Below are 17,375 nucleotides of genomic sequence, written 5' to 3' on the forward strand. Positions count from 1 at the left end.
GCATGACGCACGGATGATAACGTGGCAGGTGGGTCATTTTTGGATGATCATAACCCAACCAGGTGGGTCACTTTCGCATGCCGATTTACACCTCATAGAGAGATCCAAGCATCGGGGGCTCATAGGTGTGCGTGTTCAGGAGCAGTCCGCGCGCCCCGCCGTCTCGATTTTGGAAGCGACGAAGAAGGATTGGATGATCATGCATGAGTATAAATGAACACCTGTAGGTACTGTAACCTGACGTATGGAAATTCTCTCGAGGTGGGGGCCATGAGCCCCTGCCGGGGGGCGCCCCGGCAGGGGCTGCCCATTCTGGTATTCCATGGAGTTGCAACACAGCCATGGAGAAGAACGAATGGACAGGCGGAAGGATACGGCGCTTGAGGTGGTCTTGGAACAGTTGATCGAGCACGGACCCGGCGAGATCGCATCGGTGTTCACGCGGGCTTTCGAGTTGGCGATGCAGATCGAGCGCGAGCGGTTTCTCGGCGCGGGCCACTACGAGCGTACCCCCGAGCGTCACGGCTATGCCAACGGCTACAAACCCAAGCGGATCGACACGCCCGCGGGCACGGTGACTGTGCAGGTGCCCAAGACCGCCGGGCACGACGGAGAGCCGTTCTATCCGCAATCGCTCGAGCGCGGGCGGCGGTCGGTCCGGGCCGTCATGCTGGCGGTGGCCGAGATGTACGTCAAAGGCGTCTCAACCCGTGACGCCGAGGCTGTCATGCGCGAGTTCGGGATCGAGAGCCTGTCGTCCTCCCAGGTCAGCCGGGCTGCCAAGCTGCTCGATGAGGAACTGGAGGCATGGCGCAACCGCCCTCTGGGCCAGGTGAAATACCTCATCCTCGACGCCCGGTACGAGAAGATGCGCCACGGCGGGGTCGTGCGGGACGCTGCCGTGCTCTCGGCCATCGGCATCGGTCCGGACGAGCGGCGGCGCGTTCTGGGCGTTTCCGTGGCCTTGTCCGAAGCGGAGGTTCACTGGCGGGGCTTCCTCGAGAGCCTGGTCGCGCGCGGTCTGCGCGGCGTCGAGTTCATCGTGTCGGATGATCACTCTGGACTACGCGCAGCCCGGCGCGCCGTGCTCGGAGGCGCCATGTGGCAGCGCTGCCAGTTCCATCTCGCGCGCAATGCCATCCATCACGCTCCAAACGTCGAGATCCGCAAGCGTATCGGAGCCGAGCTGCGCACCGTGTGGAATGCCAGCACGCTCGCCAAGGCCGAAACCGCCTTGGCCGAGTTGGTCGCCAGCTATCGCACCTCTGCGGCGAAGCTGGCTGCATGGCTCGAGGAAAACGCACCTGAGGGGCTCGCTGTCTTCACGCTGCCCGAGCACCATCGCCGCCGACTGCGCACATCAAACCCGATGGAGCGATCCGTCCAGCAGGAGCTCAAGCGGCGCACCGTAAAGGTCAGGGTCTTTCCAAGCGACGACGCTCTGCTGCGACTGGTCAGCGCCGTCCTGGTTGAGATCGACGAGAAATGGGCCTCCGAAACCAAGGCCTACATCAAATGGGAATGCCAGAATGCGTGACCCGCTCTCAGCAGAATTTCCAGACCGCAGGTTGCTCAATCCACCTGTAGATATCCCTGATATTCAAAAGACATAAAACAAAGGACGTGGTTAGCAAATAAAAATAAACTAAGTAGATAGCTAATGTCAAGTATCGTTGCGATACGACAACGCTGGGTGGGATGCCCATCAGAACAAAGAAAAACGCCGCCAAGTCTGAGACTTGGCGGCGCTCTGTCCTGAGATGTGTCCGACAATAAATGGACTTAGCTCATGGCTATTGACATTTGCTGTGGCCACAGGCGGCGCAGGTCTTGCAGCCCTCGATCATGCGCATGTCATAGCTGCCGCAGGACGGGCAAGCCGGGCCTCGGGGGAGGGCGGCGCTCGTCACCTGCGCGTGCGGGTCTTCCTTGAGACCCTGCCCTTCGCCCGCGAGAAAGCCGATCGCGACCATGTGCCGTTCCAGCACGCCCCCGATGGCGGCAAGGATCGAGGGCACGTATTTACCCTGCATCCACGCGCCGCCGCGCGGATCGAACACCGCCTTCAACTCCTCCACGACAAAGCTCACATCGCCGCCGCGCCGGAACACCGCCGAGATCATCCGCGTGAGCGCCACCGTCCAGGCGTAATGCTCCATGTTCTTGGAGTTGATGAATACCTCGAAGGGCCGCCGGTGCCCGCCCAGCACGATATCGTTCACGGTGACATAGATCGCATGGTTGCTGTCGGGCCATTTGAGCTTGTAGGTCGCGCCTTCCAGCTCAGATGGCCGGTCGAGCGGCTCGGACATGTAGACAACTTCACCACCCTCGGCGGGGAGCCCGCTCCGGACCTGCTCCGGGGCCTCGCCGGGCACCTTGTCGGCGCTCTCGCTCACGCTCAGCACTGATCCCGTCACCTCGTTGGGCCGGTAGGTGGTGCAGCCCTTGCAGCCCATTTCCCAAGCCTGCATGTAGACATCCTTGAACGCCTCGAAGGAAATATCGGCAGGGCAGTTGATGGTTTTGGAAATACTGCTATCCACCCATTTCTGCGCCGCCGCCTGCATCCTGACATGATCCTCGGGGGGCAGGGTCTGGGCATTGACGAAATAGTCGGGCAAGGGCGCATCGCCGAACATGTCGCGCCACATCTGCACCGCGTAATCGACCACCTCTTCCTCGGTGCGCGATCCGTCCTTTTGCAGCACCTTGCGGGTATAGGCATGGGCAAAGACCGGCTCGATCCCGCTGCTGACATTGCCGGCGTAAAGGCTGATCGTTCCGGTGGGGGCCACGCTGGTCAGGAGCGCGTTACGGATACCATAGGTGCGGATCGCGTCGCGCACGCTCTCGTCCATGTTGGCCATGTTGCCGGAAGCGAGGAATTTCTCGGCATCAAAGAGCGGGAACGCCCCCTTTTCGCGGGCCAGATCGACGCTTGCGAGATAGGCCGCGACGGCGATCTTGTGCATCCATATCTCGGTTTGGCGCACCGCCTCGTCAGAGCCATAGCGCAGCCCCAGCATCAAGAGCGCATCCGCAAGCCCGGTCACGCCCAGCCCGATGCGGCGCTTGTTGCGCGCCTCCTCGGCCTGCGCTGCGAGCGGGAATTTCGACACGTCCACCACGTTATCCATCATCCGCCCCGCGACGCGCACCAGATCCTTGAGCGCCGCCGCATCAAGCCGCGCGCGCGGCCCGAACGGGTCGATCACCAGCTTGGCAAGATTGATGGAGCCGAGAAGACAGGCACCATAAGGCGGCAGCGGCTGTTCGCCACAGGGGTTGGTCGCCGCGATAGTCTCAATGTAATTCAGATTGTTGGCCTGATTGATCCGGTCGATGAAGATCACCCCCGGCTCGGCATAATCATAGGTCGCCTGCATGATCCGGTTCCACAGGTCGCGCGCGGGCAGCGTGTGATAGACCTTGTTGCCGAAGGTCAGTTCCCACGGTCCATCCGCCTTGACCGCATCCATGAAGGCATCTGTCACCAGCACCGAAAGGTTGAACATGCGCAGCCGCGCGGCATCGGATTTGGCGGCGATGAAATCCTCGATATCGGGGTGATCGCACCGCATCGTGGCCATCATCGCGCCCCGGCGCGAGCCGGCGCTCATGATCGTGCGGCACATCGCATCCCAGACATCCATGAAGGACAGCGGCCCGCTGGCATCGGCCGAGACGCCATGCACCGCCGCGCCCCTTGGCCGGATGGTCGAGAAATCATAGCCGATCCCGCCGCCCTGCTGCATGGTCAGCGCCGCCTCGCGCAGCGCATCGAAAATCCCGCCCATGTCATCGGGAATCGTGCCCATGACGAAACAGTTGAAAAGCGTGACCTTGCGCCCGGTGCCCGCCCCCGCCGTGATCCGGCCTGCGGGCAGGAACTTGAAATCCTCCAGCGCGTCGTAGAATCGCGCCTCCCACTGCTCCGGCTCGGCCTCGACGGCGGCCAGCGCGCGCGCGATTCGCCGCCAGCTATCCTCGACGCTGGCATCGCCGCCCTCATCCGCGACATAGCGGTATTTCATCGACCATATCTGTTCGGCGATCGGGGCGGAAAAGCGGCTCATTCTGGCGGTATCCCTTGCGGCGCGGTGGATGGGAACAATAGCCCGCGCGTCGCGCGAATTCCAGCCACGCCGTGCCCGCCGTCTCGAAATCGAGACCTATTGTATCGCCGTGGGCGGGGCCGACGCATCGACCCGCCCCCGTCTGCCGCAAGGTCACGCGGCCTTGGCCTGCGACCAGTCCAGCCCCGGCAGATAGCGCGCTGCGACCCGGCCCTCCTCTAGCGCGAAAAGATGCAGCCAGCCATTGTCGAAGAGCGTCCGCAGCCCGTTGTGGCGCGCCAGCACATCGGTGATCGCCTCGCGCGGGGCCTCGATCATCACCGTGAGGCGCAGCGGCTCATGCGCCAGCGCCTCGCCGTCATGCACCGTCTGCCACGGCAGGCCGGGGCGCAGGATACCGCCATTGCCCTGCACCACGCCGATCCCGCCCACCACGTTGTGGATGAGCTTGTTGCCGCCGCCAAAGGCGGCAGGTGCCACGGTCGAGCCGTAATATTGCAGGCTGATCCAGCTTGCCACCACCACCGGCGCGGTGAGGATCAATTCCAGCGTGGCAAAATCCGCATCCTCGCGCCAGTCATAGCTGTGCAGAAAGGCGCGGCCCTGCAAATCCGCCCCCGCCGTCACCGCGCGCGGCGCGGCGACAAAGGCGGCACAGCCCGCCAGCCCCCATTCGGGCCGCAGCTCTGCCCAGTCGCGCGCGCGTGCCGCCACGCTCTCGGGCGAGGCACCGGGCAGGCGCGCCGCCCGCTCGGCCCGCGCTATGTGCCCCGCCGCGTCGAGCCATGCGCGCGCCTGTGCGATATCACCGGCATGATCGGGCGCGGGGATATCCTCGTAGAGCGTGATGGCGTCGGTGGTGGTGTCGTGCAGTCCGGCCACAAAGAGCACATCCCCCCCGAGGTCGATCCCCTGCGCGGCAAGGCCCGCGCGCGTCTCGGGATCGTTGAGCAACCCCGCCAGAAGCCGCGCCGAAACCTCGCCCGTCTGGCCGGCGCAGGCCCCGCAGTTATAGGCGCTTTCATGCGGGTTGTTGGCCATCTGCGCGCCGTGACCCAGGAGCAGCACCAGCCGCGCGTGCCCGGTGGTCAGGCTCATGGCGCGCAGCACCCTGGCCGCCGTTTCGGCCTTTTGAGCGGCGCTCAGCCCGCCCTCGATACGCGGGGCCGGGTCGGGCGCGGGCCGCGCCCCGGCGAGGCCCAGCGCATCGCGCAGCAGCTTCCAGCCATAGGCCGGCCCCGCCGCCTCGACAAAGGCGAATGACGATACCGCTGCCTGCCGAAACCGGCCCCAGGCGCGGATCGCGCGCGCCGAGATGCGCGCTTCCTCCTCGCCCTCGGCATGGCTGCAAGAGGTGATCGCGGGCGTCAGAAGCGCGGGCAGGTGCGCCTGCGCCATATCCGTCCCGCGCGGCCTGTGCGCCACTGGCAGGCCGAAAAACCCCGCAAAGCCAATCGTTTCGATGCCGCCTGCCTGCGCCTCGACCGCGCGGCGGAACACCTCGGAGCGCACGTCGATACAGAACGCGGCCTGAACCGCAGGCCGCGCGCCCGCCGGTTTCGGCCCGGTCAGGGCGGTGGCAAGCCCGCGTTGATGCGCGCGCTCGGCGGCGTCCTGAAGGATGGTATCGACCACCTGATCGGGGCTTGGGGCAAGCGGCGCTTCGTGCTGCGCCACCACCTCTTGCCACGCCTCGCTAAGGTCCGGCACATGCGCGAGCAGCGCCTCCTCCCAGATCATGCGAATGGCCAGCAGGTCGGTGATGGTGCCGTCACTCTCGCCCGCGAGTTCCGCCTGCCACAGCAGCCAGCGCGCGTGCTGCGCCCAGCCGCCAAGATCCATCAGCAGCCGGTGAAACGCGGTTTCGGCGGCGCTTTCGCTTAGGCCCAGCCGCTCGGCGGCGCGCAGGATCGCGCGCTCGGATGTATCCGGCGCGGCGGCGACATGGGCGCAGAACCCGCCCAGCCCGGCGATCTCCGGCGTCAGGTCATGGGTGGCCCATGCGCGCCACGCGGCAAAGGCCCCAAGCCCCGGCGCCGGTGTCCAGAGCGCCTGCCCCCGGTCGAAATGCCCCGCCGCCCATAGCCCGAAGCTGCGCGCGATCACGGCGGGCCAGTCGGTTCCGGTGGCCTCTGCGGCCAGATCGGCCACCGTGGGCAGCGCCTGCGGGGCAGGGCTGTCGGCGGCGAGTTTCGCCTTCAGGAGCGCCAGGTCGGTGGGTTTGAGGGGTGATGCGCTCGCAAAAAGCGCCGCCGCCAGATCGTCATCGGTGATCGCCCCGTCCGTGATCTGCGCCCGGTAATCGGTGCGCGCGCGGGTGACGCGCACGCCGGCCACCCGCGCCAGCCGCGCCGATGCGGTGGCAAGGTCTTCGCCCGCCTGCCCGAGGAACGGGTTGACCGCGACGGTCGCGTCCAGCGGAAAGGCGGGCGGAATGGCGCGCGCAGCCGCTTCGGCGCTGGTCAGCAGGCTTGATGCCCGGTCGGGGGCGATCTGTGTGTGTTTGAGAAACATCGCTGTCGGCTCCTGTTCTGGTCAGTTGGATTTCGCGGATTTCAGCCCGCCGATCAGCCGGTCGAGCACCGCGTTGAGGTAAAGCCCGTTGGCAAGATGCACCCGCAGCCCGGCGGTCGAGGGATGATGCGCCCAGAGCGGGAACAGCGCCTGCGCCACCGCCACCAGCCCGAACGAGCCCAGCGCGAGCACGATCAGCCCCCATTCCAGCGGTCCCGGCGCGGGCGGGGCGGGCAGATGCGCGCCCCACAGCATGGCGGCGAGGGTGTGAAAGCCGAAATAGGCCACCGCCGCCGCCAGCGAGGCGCGCGCCGTGTGCCGCGTGAGCGCGCGCGGGGCCGCATCCGCAAGGCCCTGCGCCACCAGATAGGCCACCCCGAAGATCAGGATCGCGCCAAGCGCCAGAGCCTGCGCCGATTTCGGCCCTGCGATCAGGCTAAAGCCCGCAGCCACCCCGGCATAGAGCACCAGCGCCAGCGCGAAGGCGCGCGCCACCGCCGCCAGCCCCGGCACCGCCACCGGACCGGGGCGGCGCACCGCGAGCACCGCCCTGACCGCGCCACCCGAGGCGAGGAAGGCATGTGCCTTGTAAAGCGAATGCGCCACGATATGCAGCATCGCGAGCGCCCACAGGCCCAGCCCGCATTGCAGCAGCAGGAATCCCATCTGCGCCACGGTGGACCACGCCAGTGCCGTCTTGACCGCGCTTTGCGTGAGCATCACCACCGCGCCGAAAATCGCCGTCAGCCCGCCCAGCATCACCAGCGCCGCCATCGCGCCGGGGCTGGCCTGCACCACCTCCGCGAGCCGGATAAGCAGCAGCCCGCCGCCGTTGATGATCCCCGCGTGCAGCAGCGCCGAGACCGGCGTCGGGGCCTCCATCACCTCGGTGAGCCAGCCGTGCAGCGGGAATGCGGCGGTCTTGAGCGCGGCGGCGATCACCAGCAGCGCCACCGCCAGCTTGGCCGCGAACGGCAGGCCCGCTCCCGCCGCCTGTGTGACGGCCGCGATGTCGATGGTGCCAAAGGCCTGGCCCAGCAACAGCGCCGCAAGGATCAGCGCCACGTCGCCCGCGCCCCAGACGAGGGTGAATTTCATCGCGGCGCGCCGCGCCTCGGCGCGGTCGGGGTAGAACAGCAGAAGCTGCCGGATCGCCACCCCGGTGGCAACAAAGCCCAAGGCCAGAACCGCAAGGTTCGCGGCCTGAACCTGGAGGCTCACCGCCGCGAGCGCGGCCAGCAACAGGCCGTGAAACGCCCCCTCGCGGGCCTCGCCGTCAAGATAGCTGCGAGCAAAGCGCACCACCACCCAGCCGACGAAACAGACCAGCACGACCATCGTCGCGCTTACAGCGTCGAGCCGCACGAGGCCCGCCAGCGTGACAGGCCCCGCGATCACGAGTTGCACCAGCCCCGCGACGCCAAAAGCCAGCGCCGCAAGCGCCGCCGCCTCTGCCACGCGCGCAAGCGCGCCGGGGCGGCGACCGGGCCGGGCAAGCGCAAGCGCCGCCGTGGCCAGCAATATCAGGGGGGCAAAAACGATGAGGGGGGGAAGGGTCATATCCGGTCTCTCCTGTTCCAGCGGTTCGGGGACGGGATAGCCCTTGCAGACATTCTATAAAATTACATATTATACGGGTTAACGTTCGATATATTGAAACAATGGCCCAACTCAATCTCCACCACCTGCGGCTCTTTCGCGCCGTTGCACGCGATGGCACGCTGACCGGGGCCGCGCGCGGGCTGAACCTGTCGCCATCGGCGCTGTCGGCGCAGTTGCGCACGCTCGAGGCGGCGCTGGGCCATGATCTGTTCGAGCGGCGCGGGCGTGGTCTCATTCTGACCGAGGCGGGGCGGATCGCGCTCGATCATGCCGAGGCGATCTTTCGCACCGCCGATGACCTCACCGCGACGCTGGCACAGGCACCGGGGTCGCGCCGGGTGCTGCGGGTGGGGGCGCTCTCGACGCTCTCGCGCAACTTTCAAATCGGGTTTGTCGGGCCGCTGATCGGGCGACCGGATGTCGAGGTGGTGCTGCGCTCGGGCGCGCAGAGCGATCTCTTGCGCGCGCTGGAGGCGCTGTCGCTGGATATCGTGCTGACCAATCTCGTGCCCGCGCGCGATGCCGCCAGCCCCTACCTGGTGCACCCGATTTCCGAGCAGCCGGTGAGCCTTGTCGGGGCACCGGTGGAGGGCGGCGATACCCGCAGCCTTGCCGAGATGCTGGCCAGCGAGCCGTTGATCCTGCCGACGCCGGAGACGGCGTTGCGCGCGGGGTTCGACGCGTTGCTGGACCGGCTGGGCGTGGTGCCGCGCATCGCCGCCGAGGCCGATGACATGGCGATGTTGCGCCTGCTGGCGCGCAGCGGCGGCAGCCTCACGGTGATCCCGCCCATCGTCGTGCAGGACGAGCTGGCCTCGGGGGTGCTGGTCGAGCGCGCGCGGCTCGACGCGATCACCGAGCGCTTTCTCGCGGTGACGTTGCGCCGCCGGTTCCCCAATCCGCTGGTGGCCGAGGTGCTGACCGCCGCCGCAGTATAGCGGCACTACCGGGTGGCGCGCGGTGCTCCCCCGCCGCACATCGCCTTGAGCGCGGCGACGTGGCCGGGGCTGGCGCTCAGGCTGTCGGCGAGAAGGGCGCGCGCGCTTTCCATCAGCGCCTCGCCGGGCACCACCCGATCAAACAGGCCCCAGGCCAGCGCCTCGTCGGTCGTGATCTTCTGGCCCGCGAGCAAAATCATCTTGGCCCGCGACGGCCCGACTAGCGCGGCAAGGCGCGCCGGGTCGCTGGGCTGCGGGCGAAAGCCGAGGCGCATGACAGGGTAGAACGCGCCCGCGCCTTGGGCGGCGATGCGCAGATCGCAGGCCAGCACCATCCCCATCGCGCCGCCCGCCACCGTGCCGTTGAGCGCCGCGACGGTGACGATCGGCAGCGCCGCAAGCGCCCCTGACAGCCGCTCCCAGAGCGGGCTTGTGGCCAGGCCTGCGCGCGCCGCCTCAAGATCGGCCCCGGCCGAGAATACGCGGCCCGCCCCGGTCAGGATGAGCGCGCGCGCGCCGTCCTGCGCGGCCTCGGCGATCTCGGCCAGCTCCCCCAGCATGTCGCCGGTCAGCGCGTTGGCCTTGTCGGCACGGTCAAACGTGACGATCCACAGCCCGTCCTCGCGCGCGAGCCGGATCATGCAAGCCCCACGCGGGCGCGGATACCGGGATCGCGCAGCGAAATCTCTTGCCCGGCAAGGTCGCCCGCCTCGGGGCCGCACATCCACAGCAATGCCTTCGCGGGCCAGTCGGCGGGGATATGCTCGGACCAGTCAAGCTGGCTCACGGCGTTGACGCCGCTGGCCTTGATCTCGCGCTGCATGTCGGTGGCGACGGTGCCGGGCGAGAGGCCCATCACCCGGATGCCCGCGCCGCGCGCCTCCAGATCGGCGCAGCGCGTCAGCATCGCCGCCCCCGCCTTGGAGGCGCAATAGGCGCTCCAGCCCTCAAGCGCGTTATGCGCGGCTCCTGAACTTACTGTGATGATGGTGCCGTCGCCCTGCGCGATCATGCCGGGAAGCGCCGCGCGCATCCCGTTGAACACGCCCTTGAGGTTGATGTCGATGGCATGGCCCCAGGCATCCGGCCCGGCCTCGGCCAGCATGGAAATGGGCGCGACCACGCCCGCGTTGCCGATCAGCACGTCGAGCCGACCAAAGGCGGTGTGGCAGGCCGCCACCGCCGCCTCCATCTCCCAGTAGCGGCTGACATCGCAGGGGATGGCAATGGCGCTTTGCCCGATCTCGCCGGCAAGCTCGGCGATGGCATCGCCATTGCGCGCCACCAGCGCGACATTGGCCCCCGCTTCGGCGAATATCCGCGCGGCGGCGGCCCCGATCCCTTTGCTCGCCCCGGTGATGAGAACGCATTTTCCGGTCATGCTCATGGTCGCCCCCTCGTGCTGTCTGTCCAAGTCCTAACCGGCATGGCGGGCGAGTTCCAGACGGATCGTCCACGGATCGTCCCTTGACCGCAGCCCCCGCAGGCCCGACATTATCGCAACCGCCCCTTACACGAGATATGTTTCATGCTCCGCTTTCCCGCCGTTTCGCTTTTCGTCCTTGGCCTCTCTGCCGGGGCCGCCTCTGCCGATCTGAGCGCCGATGATGTCTGGCAGGATTGGCAGGCGCTCCTGGGCGATCTGGGCTATACTGTCAGCGGCGCGCCGGAGCGGGCGGGCAACCGGCTCGTGATCCCCGATTTCGGCCTGAGTCAGAGCTTGCCGGATGCGGGCGGGCGGGTCGATATGCGGCTTGGCCGGATCGCGCTGCACGAACGCGGCGACGGCACGGTTGAGGTGATCTATCCCGAGACCATGCCGATGGCGCTTGCCATGATGCCCAAGGAGGGCGAGGCCGTGACGGCCATCGTGACGCTGCACCACGAGGGCCTCGCGATCACCGCCTCGGGCACGCCCGACCGGCTTGTCTACAGCTATGCGGCGGATGATCTGCGCGTCGATCTGGGCGAGGTGACCATTGGTGGCGCGCCCATGAACGGGGCGCAGGGCATGCTGCGCCTCGGGGCGGTCACGGGCCGCAGCGAGGGGGTGGTCGAGGATGGTGCGCGGCACCTGACGCAGGAGATTTCTGCCGGGCCCGTCGGCTACAGCGTCGCGCTTGATGATCCCGAGAGCGGCGTGGCCCTTGCCTATGAGGGCGCGGCCGAGAGCCTTGATTACGATGGCAGCCTGCGCCTGCCCGAGGGCCATGCGCTTGACGATCTTCCCGCCGCGCTGCGTGCGGGCTTGCGCATTGCCAACCGGATGACATTCGGGCCGGGCGAGAGCCGGTTCAGCAGCACCGAGGATGGCATCGCCTCGCGCGGGACAAGCCGCAGCGCGGGCACCGGGATCGAGATGACGATCTCGGACGAGGGGCTTGGCCTTGGATTGCGCAGCGAAGATATGGAGGCGCGGATGGAGGGCGGCGGCCTGCCCTTTCCCATCGGCTACGCGGCAGAGCGTGCCGCGGGCAGCCTTACCATGCCGGTGGCCAAGGGCGACGCGGCGCAGCCGTTTGCCCTGTCCGTCGATCTCGCGGGGTTGACGCTTGCCGAGGATGTCTGGGCGGTGCTCGATCCCGCCGCCGCCCTGCCGCGCGACCCCGCCAGCCTGACCGTCGATCTTTCGGGCACCGGCAAGTTGCTCGTTGATCTCTTCGACGAGACGGCGATGGCCGCGCTCGAATCGGGCGACAGATCCGCGTTCGCGCCGGAGCGGCTGGTGCTCGACAGCCTGCTGCTTGAGCTTGCGGGGGCAAGGCTCAGCGGCGCGGGGGCGTTGGATATCGAGCCGGGAGATGGCACCGAGATCCCCGCCGCCGACGGCGCGGTCGACCTGCGGCTGGAGGGGGGTAACGCGCTTCTGGACCGGCTGGTCGCGATGGGGGTGTTGCCGAAGGATCAGGCGATGACCGTGCGGATGATGGCGGCGATGTTCAGCGTGCCTGTGGCAGGCGAGGCCGACACGCTTACCTCGCGCGTGGAGTTCGGCAAGGATGGCAGCATCGCCGTGAACGGCCAGCGGATGCGCTGAGCCCTTGCACCGGGGATCGCGGCGATCTACCTGCCGCAGGACCGTGAGGAGGGGCCGATGCCGGAAACGCTTGAAAATCTGACCCATGCGCTTGTCGATGCGGCGCGCAAGGCCGGTGCCGAGGCCGCCGATGCCATCGCGATGGCCGGTCAATCGGTGATCGTGGACATGCGCGGCGGCACGCTGGAACAGGCCGAGCGCGCCGAGGGCACCGATATCGGCCTGCGCGTGTTGCTGGGCGGGCGGCAGGCCAATGTCTCGGCCTCCGACACCCGGCCCGAGACCATCACCGCGCTGGCAGAGCGCGCCGTGGCGATGGCGCGCGAGGCCCCCGAGAACCCGTTTGCCGGGCTGGCCGAGCCGGGGCAATTGGCCGCGCAGCGCGACGCCGCCGGGCTTGAGCTTGACGATCCCGCCCCCGCGCCCGCGCCCGAGACGCTCATGCGCATGGCGCAGGAGGCCGAGGCGGCGGCGCTGGGCGTGGCCGGGGTGGCACAGGTGCAATCCGCCTCTGCCGCGTGGTCGCGCCGCGAGATGCATATCGCCGCCACCAACGGCTTTTCCGGCGGCTATGCGCGCAGCGATATCGGCCTGTCTTGCGTTGCCATTGCCGGGACCGGCGCGGGGATGGAGCGCGATCACGACAGCGACAGCCGCGTCTTTGCCGCCGATCTGCGGGGGGCTGCCGAGATCGGGCAGAACGCGGGGGCGCGCGCGGTAGGGCGGCTGGGCGCGCGCAGGCCGCCCACGGGGGCCTTTCCGGTGCTCTTTGACGAGCGGGTGGCGGGCACGCTGATCGGCCACCTGCTGGCGGCGGCCAATGGCGCGGCGGTGGCGCGCGGCTCGTCATGGCTGCGCGACCGGCTGGGCGAGGCGGTTTTGCCCGAGACGCTCGATCTGGCGGAGGATCCGCACCGCGCGCGCGTGTCCGGCTCGCGGCCCTTTGACGCCGAGGGGCTGGCGACCACGCCGCGCCTCATCGTCGAGCGGGGCGTGTTGCGTGGCTACACGCTCGATCTTGCCTCGGCGCGCAAGCTGGGGATGGCCCCTACCGGCAATGCCGCGCGCGGCGTCTCAAGCCCGCCCTCGCCCACGACGTGGAACGTGGCGCTGACCGAAGGCACACAGAGCCGCGCGGACCTGCTGCGCGAGGTGGGGACTGGGCTGCTGATTACCTCGCTCATCGGCTCCACCATCAACCCAAATACCGGCGATTATTCGCGCGGGGCGGCGGGGTTCTGGGTCGAGCGGGGCGAGATCGCGCACCCGGTCAACGAATGCACCATCGCCGGGCACCTGCCCGAGATGCTGCGCCGGATCACGCCCGCCAACGATGCGCGCAGGCATCTGAGCCGCGTGGTGCCCTCGCTGCTGGTCGAGGGGCTGACACTTGCCGGTGAATGATCTTGCCTTGCTGATCGCGGCGGCGCGTGAGGCGGGGGCGCTGGCGCGCGACATGGTCGCACACCCGCTCGAGACGCGGGACAAGCCCGGCGGGGCGGGGCCGGTCACGGCGGTGGATATGGCGGTGGATGCGCTGCTCGCCCGCCGCCTGCGCGGCGCGCGGCCCGATTACGGATGGCTGTCGGAGGAGACCGAGGACGATCCCGCGCGGCTCGGGGCCGGGCGGGTCTTTATCGTCGATCCGATCGACGGCACCCGCAGCCTGACCGAAGGCTCTGACCTCTGGGCGCATGCGCTGGCGGTGGCAGAGCAGGGCGTGGTCACCGCCGCCGTCATCTTTCTGCCGATGCGCAACAAGCTTTATGCCGCCGCCGCGGGGCAGGGGGCAACGCTCAACGGCCAACCGATCCGCGCGGGCGCGCGCCGCGCCGTGCCGGGGGCGACGCTGCTTGCGGCACGGCCCGCGCTCGATCCCGAACACTGGCGCGATGGCCGCGTGCCGTTGCTGCGCCGGGGGTTTCGGCCGTCGCTGGCCTACCGGCTGGCGCTGGTGGCCGAGGGGCGCTTTGACGCCATGTTGACGCTGCGCCCGACATGGGAATGGGACGCGGCGGCGGGCGATCTGATCCTGCGCGAGGCCGGGGCCGCGGTCACCGACCGGCGCGGCGGGGCGCTCATCTTCAACAACCCCGTGCCGCAGGTCGCGGGGCTGCTCGCTGCCAACCCGGTGCTTCATGCCGGTCTCGCCGCCGCGCTTGCCTGCTGAGCGCGCTTGCGCTTTCTTCTTGGCCGAAATACTCCGGGGGTGTGGGGGCTGGCCCCCACCCGTAACCCCCTAACCGCGCGGTTCCCCGATGCCACGTTCCGACAACCTGACCGGCGCGCTCTTGATGATGGGGTCGATGGCGGCCTTTACCTTCAACGACGCGATGATGAAGTCGCTCTCGGGGCAGGTGCCGCTTTTCCAGGTGCTGTTCCTGCGCGGGGTGCTGACCACGGTGCTGGTGGCTATCATCGCGTGGTGGATGGGGGCGCTCGCGCGCCGCCTGCCGCGCGCGGATTGGGCACCTGTCTTCTGGCGCATGGTGGGCGAGGTCGGCTCGGCCTATTTCTTCATCTCGGCGCTGTTCAACATGCCCATCGCCAATATCAGCGCGATCATGCAGGCGCTGCCGCTCACGATCACGCTTGCCGCCGCGCTGTTTTTTCGCGAGCCGGTGGGCTGGCGGCGGATGGTGGCGATCCTCGCGGGCTTTGTCGGGGTGATGCTGATCGTGCGCCCCGGCACCGAGGGGTTTACCGTCTACTCGGTCTATGGCCTTGCCGCCGTGGCCTTTGTGACGCTGCGCGATCTTGCCACGCGGCGGCTCTCGCGCGAGGTGCCGTCGATGCTGGTCACGCTCATCACCTCGGCCTCGATCATGGTGTTTTTCGGCCTCGCGAGCGTGTCGCAGGGCTGGGCCCCGGTGGATGGCCGCGCGGCACTTCTGATCGGCGGGGCGTCGGTGATGATCATCGGCGGCTATCTGTGTTCCATCATGGTGATGCGGGTGGGCGAGATATCCTTCGTCGCGCCGTTCCGCTATACCAGCCTGCTCTGGGCGCTGCTTCTGGGCTGGGTGGTGTTCGGCGACTGGCCGCAGGTGCTCACGCTGGTGGGGGCGGCGATCGTGGTGGCGTCGGGGGTGTTCACCCTCTACCGCGAGGCGCAGGTCAGCCGGCGTGCGCGGGCCGCGCGGCAAAAAGAGCTTTCACTCGGTCCTCGTCCACGTTGAAGCGGCGGCGAAAGAGCGCGCGCTGTGCCTCGTCGAGCGGGGCGAGCGAGCCGCCGTGTTGGGCGGTGCCGGTGTCATTATCCCCGTGCAGGGCGCGCAGATACATCCCCGGCGCGGGGTGGATCAGCGTCGGCATTTCAAGGTGCAGCTTGTGATGGCCGTAATTCATCACCGTTTTCGGGTCTCCGGGCTGGAACAGCACCGCAAGGCCGCAGGCCCAGAAATGGGTCTGGACCTCCTCGGCCTCGATGCCGCGTTCCGACAGGCGCACGGCATAGCCGCTATTATACTCGAACGCCATGTTGCGCCATGTGCGCCGCATCCGCCGGGTGCTGCGCTCGAACCAGCGCAGGCCCTGCACGAAGCCCACGCCCACGGCATCGTCATCGTCGAGCCGGAACTGGATCGATTCGGTCTCGTCCTCGCCCAGCGCCTGCTTGATGGCGAGGCGCATGGCGTCGCGGTGGCGCATCGGCTCCATCTCCACCACCTGCATTTGCGGCACATCGGCGGCAAGATCGTGCAGGCGCGTGCGCCACGGCTCTGGCAGGGTATCGCCGGTCACGACAAGAAAGGTGAAATCGCCATTCGACTGCCCGGCAATCGACGGCAGGGTGAGGCTCTCGAAATGCGCGAACCGCAGCGCCAGCCGCGCGGGATCGTAAAGATAGACCTCGCGCGCGGCCACCGTGTCGTGCATCCGCTTGAATCCGCCCAGGGCCGGATAGGAAAAGCGGCATAGTCCGATGACGCGCATGGCGCTGGCCTCGCGAGTGGTTTTGGCTCTGCGGTGTCAGTCTTGGCACTCCGGGCTGCTGTTGACAAGGCAGGCGACTCTGCCTATACGCCGCTCAATCTACAGGCGCGCGGTGCTATCGCCCGTCGTCTGTTTCATAACTTGAGTGGTCATGATCCGGGCCCTGATTGCCCCGATCCTCTGGAAGCCCGCCGCGTCGCAGCCGATGAAAGGGTGCGGATGCGGTGTATGAGTGTTGCGGACGCGCGGCGCGTTTTCGATGAACCGCAGGGGCCGCGCCCTTGCAGACACATGTGTTGAGAGACGGGGAAAGAACCGGAATGCCAACGATCCAACAGCTGATCCGCAAGCCGCGGCAGCCGAAAGTCAGAACCACGAAGTCGCAGCACCTTCAGGGCTGCCCGCAAAAACGCGGCGTGTGCACGCGCGTCTATACCACGACGCCGAAAAAACCGAACTCGGCCATGCGCAAGGTTGCCAAGGTGCGCCTGACCAATGGCTTCGAGGTCATCAGCTATATTCCCGGCGAAAAGCACAACCTTCAGGAACACTCGGTCGTGCTGATCCGCGGCGGCCGCGTCAAGGACCTTCCCGGCGTGCGCTACCACATCCTGCGCGGCGTGCTCGACACGCAAGGCGTCAAGGACCGCAAGCAGCGCCGCTCGAAATACGGGGCCAAGCGCCCCAAGTGACGCCTTCGGGCGTCATCCCCGCCAGGGCGGGGATCTCACTGGTTTGAGATCCGAGGGCGTGGCCCGAGGATGACAAGAGGAAAGAGAAACAGATGTCCCGTCGTCACGCCGCCGAAAAGCGCGATATCCTGCCCGACGCCAAGTATGGCGACCGGGTGCTGACCAAGTTCATGAACAACCTGATGGTGGACGGCAAGAAATCCGTCGCCGAATCGATCGTCTACAACGCGCTTGACCGCGTCGAGACCAAGATCAAGCGCGCCCCCGTCGAGGTGTTTCACGAGGCGCTCGAAAACATCAAGCCCTCGGTCGAGGTGCGCTCGCGCCGCGTTGGCGGGGCGACCTACCAGGTGCCCGTCGAGGTGCGCACCGAGCGCCGCGAGGCGCTGGCGATCCGCTGGCTCATCAACGCATCGCGCGCCCGCAACGAGAAGACGATGGAAGAGCGTCTTGCCGGTGAGTTGCTCGACGCCGTCCAGAGCCGCGGCTCTGCCGTCAAGAAACGCGAAGACACCCACAAGATGGCCGATGCCAACAAGGCATTCAGCCACTACCGCTGGTAACCCGAGAGGCATCC

At 67.8% G+C, this 17,375-nt stretch carries 15 protein-coding genes; 9 read left to right on the forward strand and 6 right to left on the reverse strand.

Annotation, left to right across the window (positions count from 1 at the left end; translation table 11 throughout):
• The coding region (locus ABIE58_RS11230) for a hypothetical protein (protein ID WP_354544814.1) at nucleotides 1-217 on the forward strand (217 nt) is incomplete at its 5' end.
• A gap of 138 nt (nucleotides 218-355) precedes the next feature.
• The gene (locus ABIE58_RS11235) at nucleotides 356-1,537 is read left to right on the forward strand and encodes an IS256 family transposase (RefSeq protein ID WP_354544815.1); all 1,182 of its coding nucleotides are present in this window, start codon (nucleotides 356-358) and stop codon (nucleotides 1,535-1,537) included.
• Between the two features lie 256 nt (nucleotides 1,538-1,793).
• Here ABIE58_RS11235 and ABIE58_RS11240 read toward each other — a convergent pair whose 3' ends face one another.
• The 3 genes from ABIE58_RS11240 to ABIE58_RS11250 form a co-directional block, all read right to left on the reverse strand.
• The gene (locus ABIE58_RS11240; RefSeq protein ID WP_354544816.1) at nucleotides 1,794-4,079 is read right to left on the reverse strand and encodes an adenosylcobalamin-dependent ribonucleoside-diphosphate reductase; all 2,286 of its coding nucleotides are present in this window, start codon (nucleotides 4,077-4,079) and stop codon (nucleotides 1,794-1,796) included.
• A gap of 153 nt (nucleotides 4,080-4,232) precedes the next feature.
• The gene (locus ABIE58_RS11245) at nucleotides 4,233-6,593 is read right to left on the reverse strand and encodes a YbcC family protein (RefSeq protein ID WP_354544817.1); all 2,361 of its coding nucleotides are present in this window, start codon (nucleotides 6,591-6,593) and stop codon (nucleotides 4,233-4,235) included.
• A gap of 21 nt (nucleotides 6,594-6,614) precedes the next feature.
• Nucleotides 6,615-8,153, reverse strand: a complete 1,539-nt coding sequence (locus ABIE58_RS11250) for a proton-conducting transporter transmembrane domain-containing protein (protein WP_354544818.1) — start codon at nucleotides 8,151-8,153, stop codon at nucleotides 6,615-6,617.
• Nucleotides 8,154-8,254: 101 nt separating this feature from the next.
• On the opposite strand from ABIE58_RS11250, the gene ABIE58_RS11255 reads away from it, so the two are divergent.
• On the forward strand, nucleotides 8,255-9,133 hold the full coding sequence (locus ABIE58_RS11255; protein ID WP_354544819.1) for a LysR family transcriptional regulator: 879 nt from the start codon (nucleotides 8,255-8,257) through the stop codon (nucleotides 9,131-9,133).
• A 5-nt stretch (nucleotides 9,134-9,138) separates the two neighbouring features.
• Here ABIE58_RS11255 and ABIE58_RS11260 read toward each other — a convergent pair whose 3' ends face one another.
• Entirely contained in the window at nucleotides 9,139-9,774 is a 636-nt protein-coding gene (locus ABIE58_RS11260) for an enoyl-CoA hydratase/isomerase family protein (RefSeq protein ID WP_354544820.1), read from the reverse strand.
• Nucleotides 9,771-10,520, reverse strand: a complete 750-nt coding sequence (locus ABIE58_RS11265; RefSeq protein ID WP_354544821.1) for an SDR family oxidoreductase — start codon at nucleotides 10,518-10,520, stop codon at nucleotides 9,771-9,773. The genes ABIE58_RS11260 and ABIE58_RS11265 overlap by 4 nt, the downstream gene beginning before the upstream one ends.
• A 141-nt stretch (nucleotides 10,521-10,661) precedes the next feature.
• Here ABIE58_RS11265 and ABIE58_RS11270 point away from each other — a divergent pair, with 141 nt between their 5' ends.
• The 4 genes from ABIE58_RS11270 to ABIE58_RS11285 all read left to right on the forward strand — a co-directional run bounded on the left by ABIE58_RS11270 (nucleotide 10,662) and on the right by ABIE58_RS11285 (nucleotide 15,349).
• Entirely contained in the window at nucleotides 10,662-12,170 is a 1,509-nt protein-coding gene (locus ABIE58_RS11270) for a hypothetical protein (protein ID WP_354544822.1), read from the forward strand.
• Nucleotides 12,171-12,227: 57 nt separating this feature from the next.
• Nucleotides 12,228-13,574: a TldD/PmbA family protein gene (locus ABIE58_RS11275; RefSeq protein ID WP_354544823.1), complete on the forward strand. Its 1,347-nt coding sequence runs from the start codon at nucleotides 12,228-12,230 to the stop codon at nucleotides 13,572-13,574.
• Nucleotides 13,561-14,340 (forward strand): 3'(2'),5'-bisphosphate nucleotidase CysQ, encoded by a 780-nt coding sequence (locus ABIE58_RS11280; RefSeq protein WP_354544824.1) that lies wholly within the window; start codon nucleotides 13,561-13,563, stop codon nucleotides 14,338-14,340. The genes ABIE58_RS11275 and ABIE58_RS11280 overlap by 14 nt, the downstream gene beginning before the upstream one ends.
• A gap of 88 nt (nucleotides 14,341-14,428) precedes the next feature.
• On the forward strand, nucleotides 14,429-15,349 hold the full coding sequence (locus ABIE58_RS11285) for a DMT family transporter (protein WP_354544825.1): 921 nt from the start codon (nucleotides 14,429-14,431) through the stop codon (nucleotides 15,347-15,349).
• On the opposite strand, the gene ABIE58_RS11290 is transcribed toward ABIE58_RS11285, so the two are convergent.
• Nucleotides 15,288-16,106, reverse strand: a complete 819-nt coding sequence (locus tag ABIE58_RS11290) for a glycosyltransferase (RefSeq protein ID WP_354544826.1) — start codon at nucleotides 16,104-16,106, stop codon at nucleotides 15,288-15,290. The two genes, ABIE58_RS11285 and ABIE58_RS11290, sit on opposite strands and share 62 nt — an antisense overlap.
• Nucleotides 16,107-16,426: 320 nt before the next feature.
• Between ABIE58_RS11290 and rpsL the strand changes: the two genes are divergently transcribed.
• A complete protein-coding gene (gene rpsL, locus ABIE58_RS11295; protein WP_354544921.1) occupies nucleotides 16,427-16,798 on the forward strand; it encodes a 30S ribosomal protein S12 in 372 nt (123 codons plus the stop codon).
• Between the two features lie 92 nt (nucleotides 16,799-16,890).
• Nucleotides 16,891-17,361 (forward strand): 30S ribosomal protein S7, encoded by a 471-nt coding sequence (gene rpsG, locus ABIE58_RS11300; RefSeq protein ID WP_354544827.1) that lies wholly within the window; start codon nucleotides 16,891-16,893, stop codon nucleotides 17,359-17,361.
• The last annotated feature ends 14 nt before the right edge of the window (nucleotides 17,362-17,375 follow it).

The organism is Roseovarius sp. MBR-78, assembly GCF_040547535.1.
Lineage (GTDB): Bacteria > Pseudomonadota > Alphaproteobacteria > Rhodobacterales > Rhodobacteraceae > Roseovarius.

What these genes read in the sequence shown, in the direction of transcription:
- rpsL (WP_354544921.1), top strand. Translation starts at nt 16,427, where the DNA reads ATGCCAACGATCCAACAGCTGATCCGCAAGCCGCGGCAGCCGAAAGTC.
- ABIE58_RS11275 (WP_354544823.1), top strand. Translation starts at nt 12,228, where the DNA reads ATGCCGGAAACGCTTGAAAATCTGACCCATGCGCTTGTCGATGCGGCG.
- ABIE58_RS11255 (WP_354544819.1), top strand. Translation starts at nt 8,255, where the DNA reads ATGGCCCAACTCAATCTCCACCACCTGCGGCTCTTTCGCGCCGTTGCA.
- ABIE58_RS11285 (WP_354544825.1), top strand. Translation starts at nt 14,429, where the DNA reads ATGCCACGTTCCGACAACCTGACCGGCGCGCTCTTGATGATGGGGTCG.
- rpsG (WP_354544827.1), top strand. Translation starts at nt 16,891, where the DNA reads ATGTCCCGTCGTCACGCCGCCGAAAAGCGCGATATCCTGCCCGACGCC.
- ABIE58_RS11260 (WP_354544820.1), bottom strand. Translation starts at nt 9,774, where the DNA reads ATGATCCGGCTCGCGCGCGAGGACGGGCTGTGGATCGTCACGTTTGAC.
- ABIE58_RS11245 (WP_354544817.1), bottom strand. Translation starts at nt 6,593, where the DNA reads ATGTTTCTCAAACACACACAGATCGCCCCCGACCGGGCATCAAGCCTG.
- ABIE58_RS11240 (WP_354544816.1), bottom strand. Translation starts at nt 4,079, where the DNA reads ATGAGCCGCTTTTCCGCCCCGATCGCCGAACAGATATGGTCGATGAAA.
- ABIE58_RS11265 (WP_354544821.1), bottom strand. Translation starts at nt 10,520, where the DNA reads ATGAGCATGACCGGAAAATGCGTTCTCATCACCGGGGCGAGCAAAGGG.
- ABIE58_RS11290 (WP_354544826.1), bottom strand. Translation starts at nt 16,106, where the DNA reads ATGCGCGTCATCGGACTATGCCGCTTTTCCTATCCGGCCCTGGGCGGA.
- ABIE58_RS11250 (WP_354544818.1), bottom strand. Translation starts at nt 8,153, where the DNA reads ATGACCCTTCCCCCCCTCATCGTTTTTGCCCCCCTGATATTGCTGGCC.
- ABIE58_RS11270 (WP_354544822.1), top strand. Translation starts at nt 10,662, where the DNA reads ATGCTCCGCTTTCCCGCCGTTTCGCTTTTCGTCCTTGGCCTCTCTGCC.
- ABIE58_RS11235 (WP_354544815.1), top strand. Translation starts at nt 356, where the DNA reads ATGGACAGGCGGAAGGATACGGCGCTTGAGGTGGTCTTGGAACAGTTG.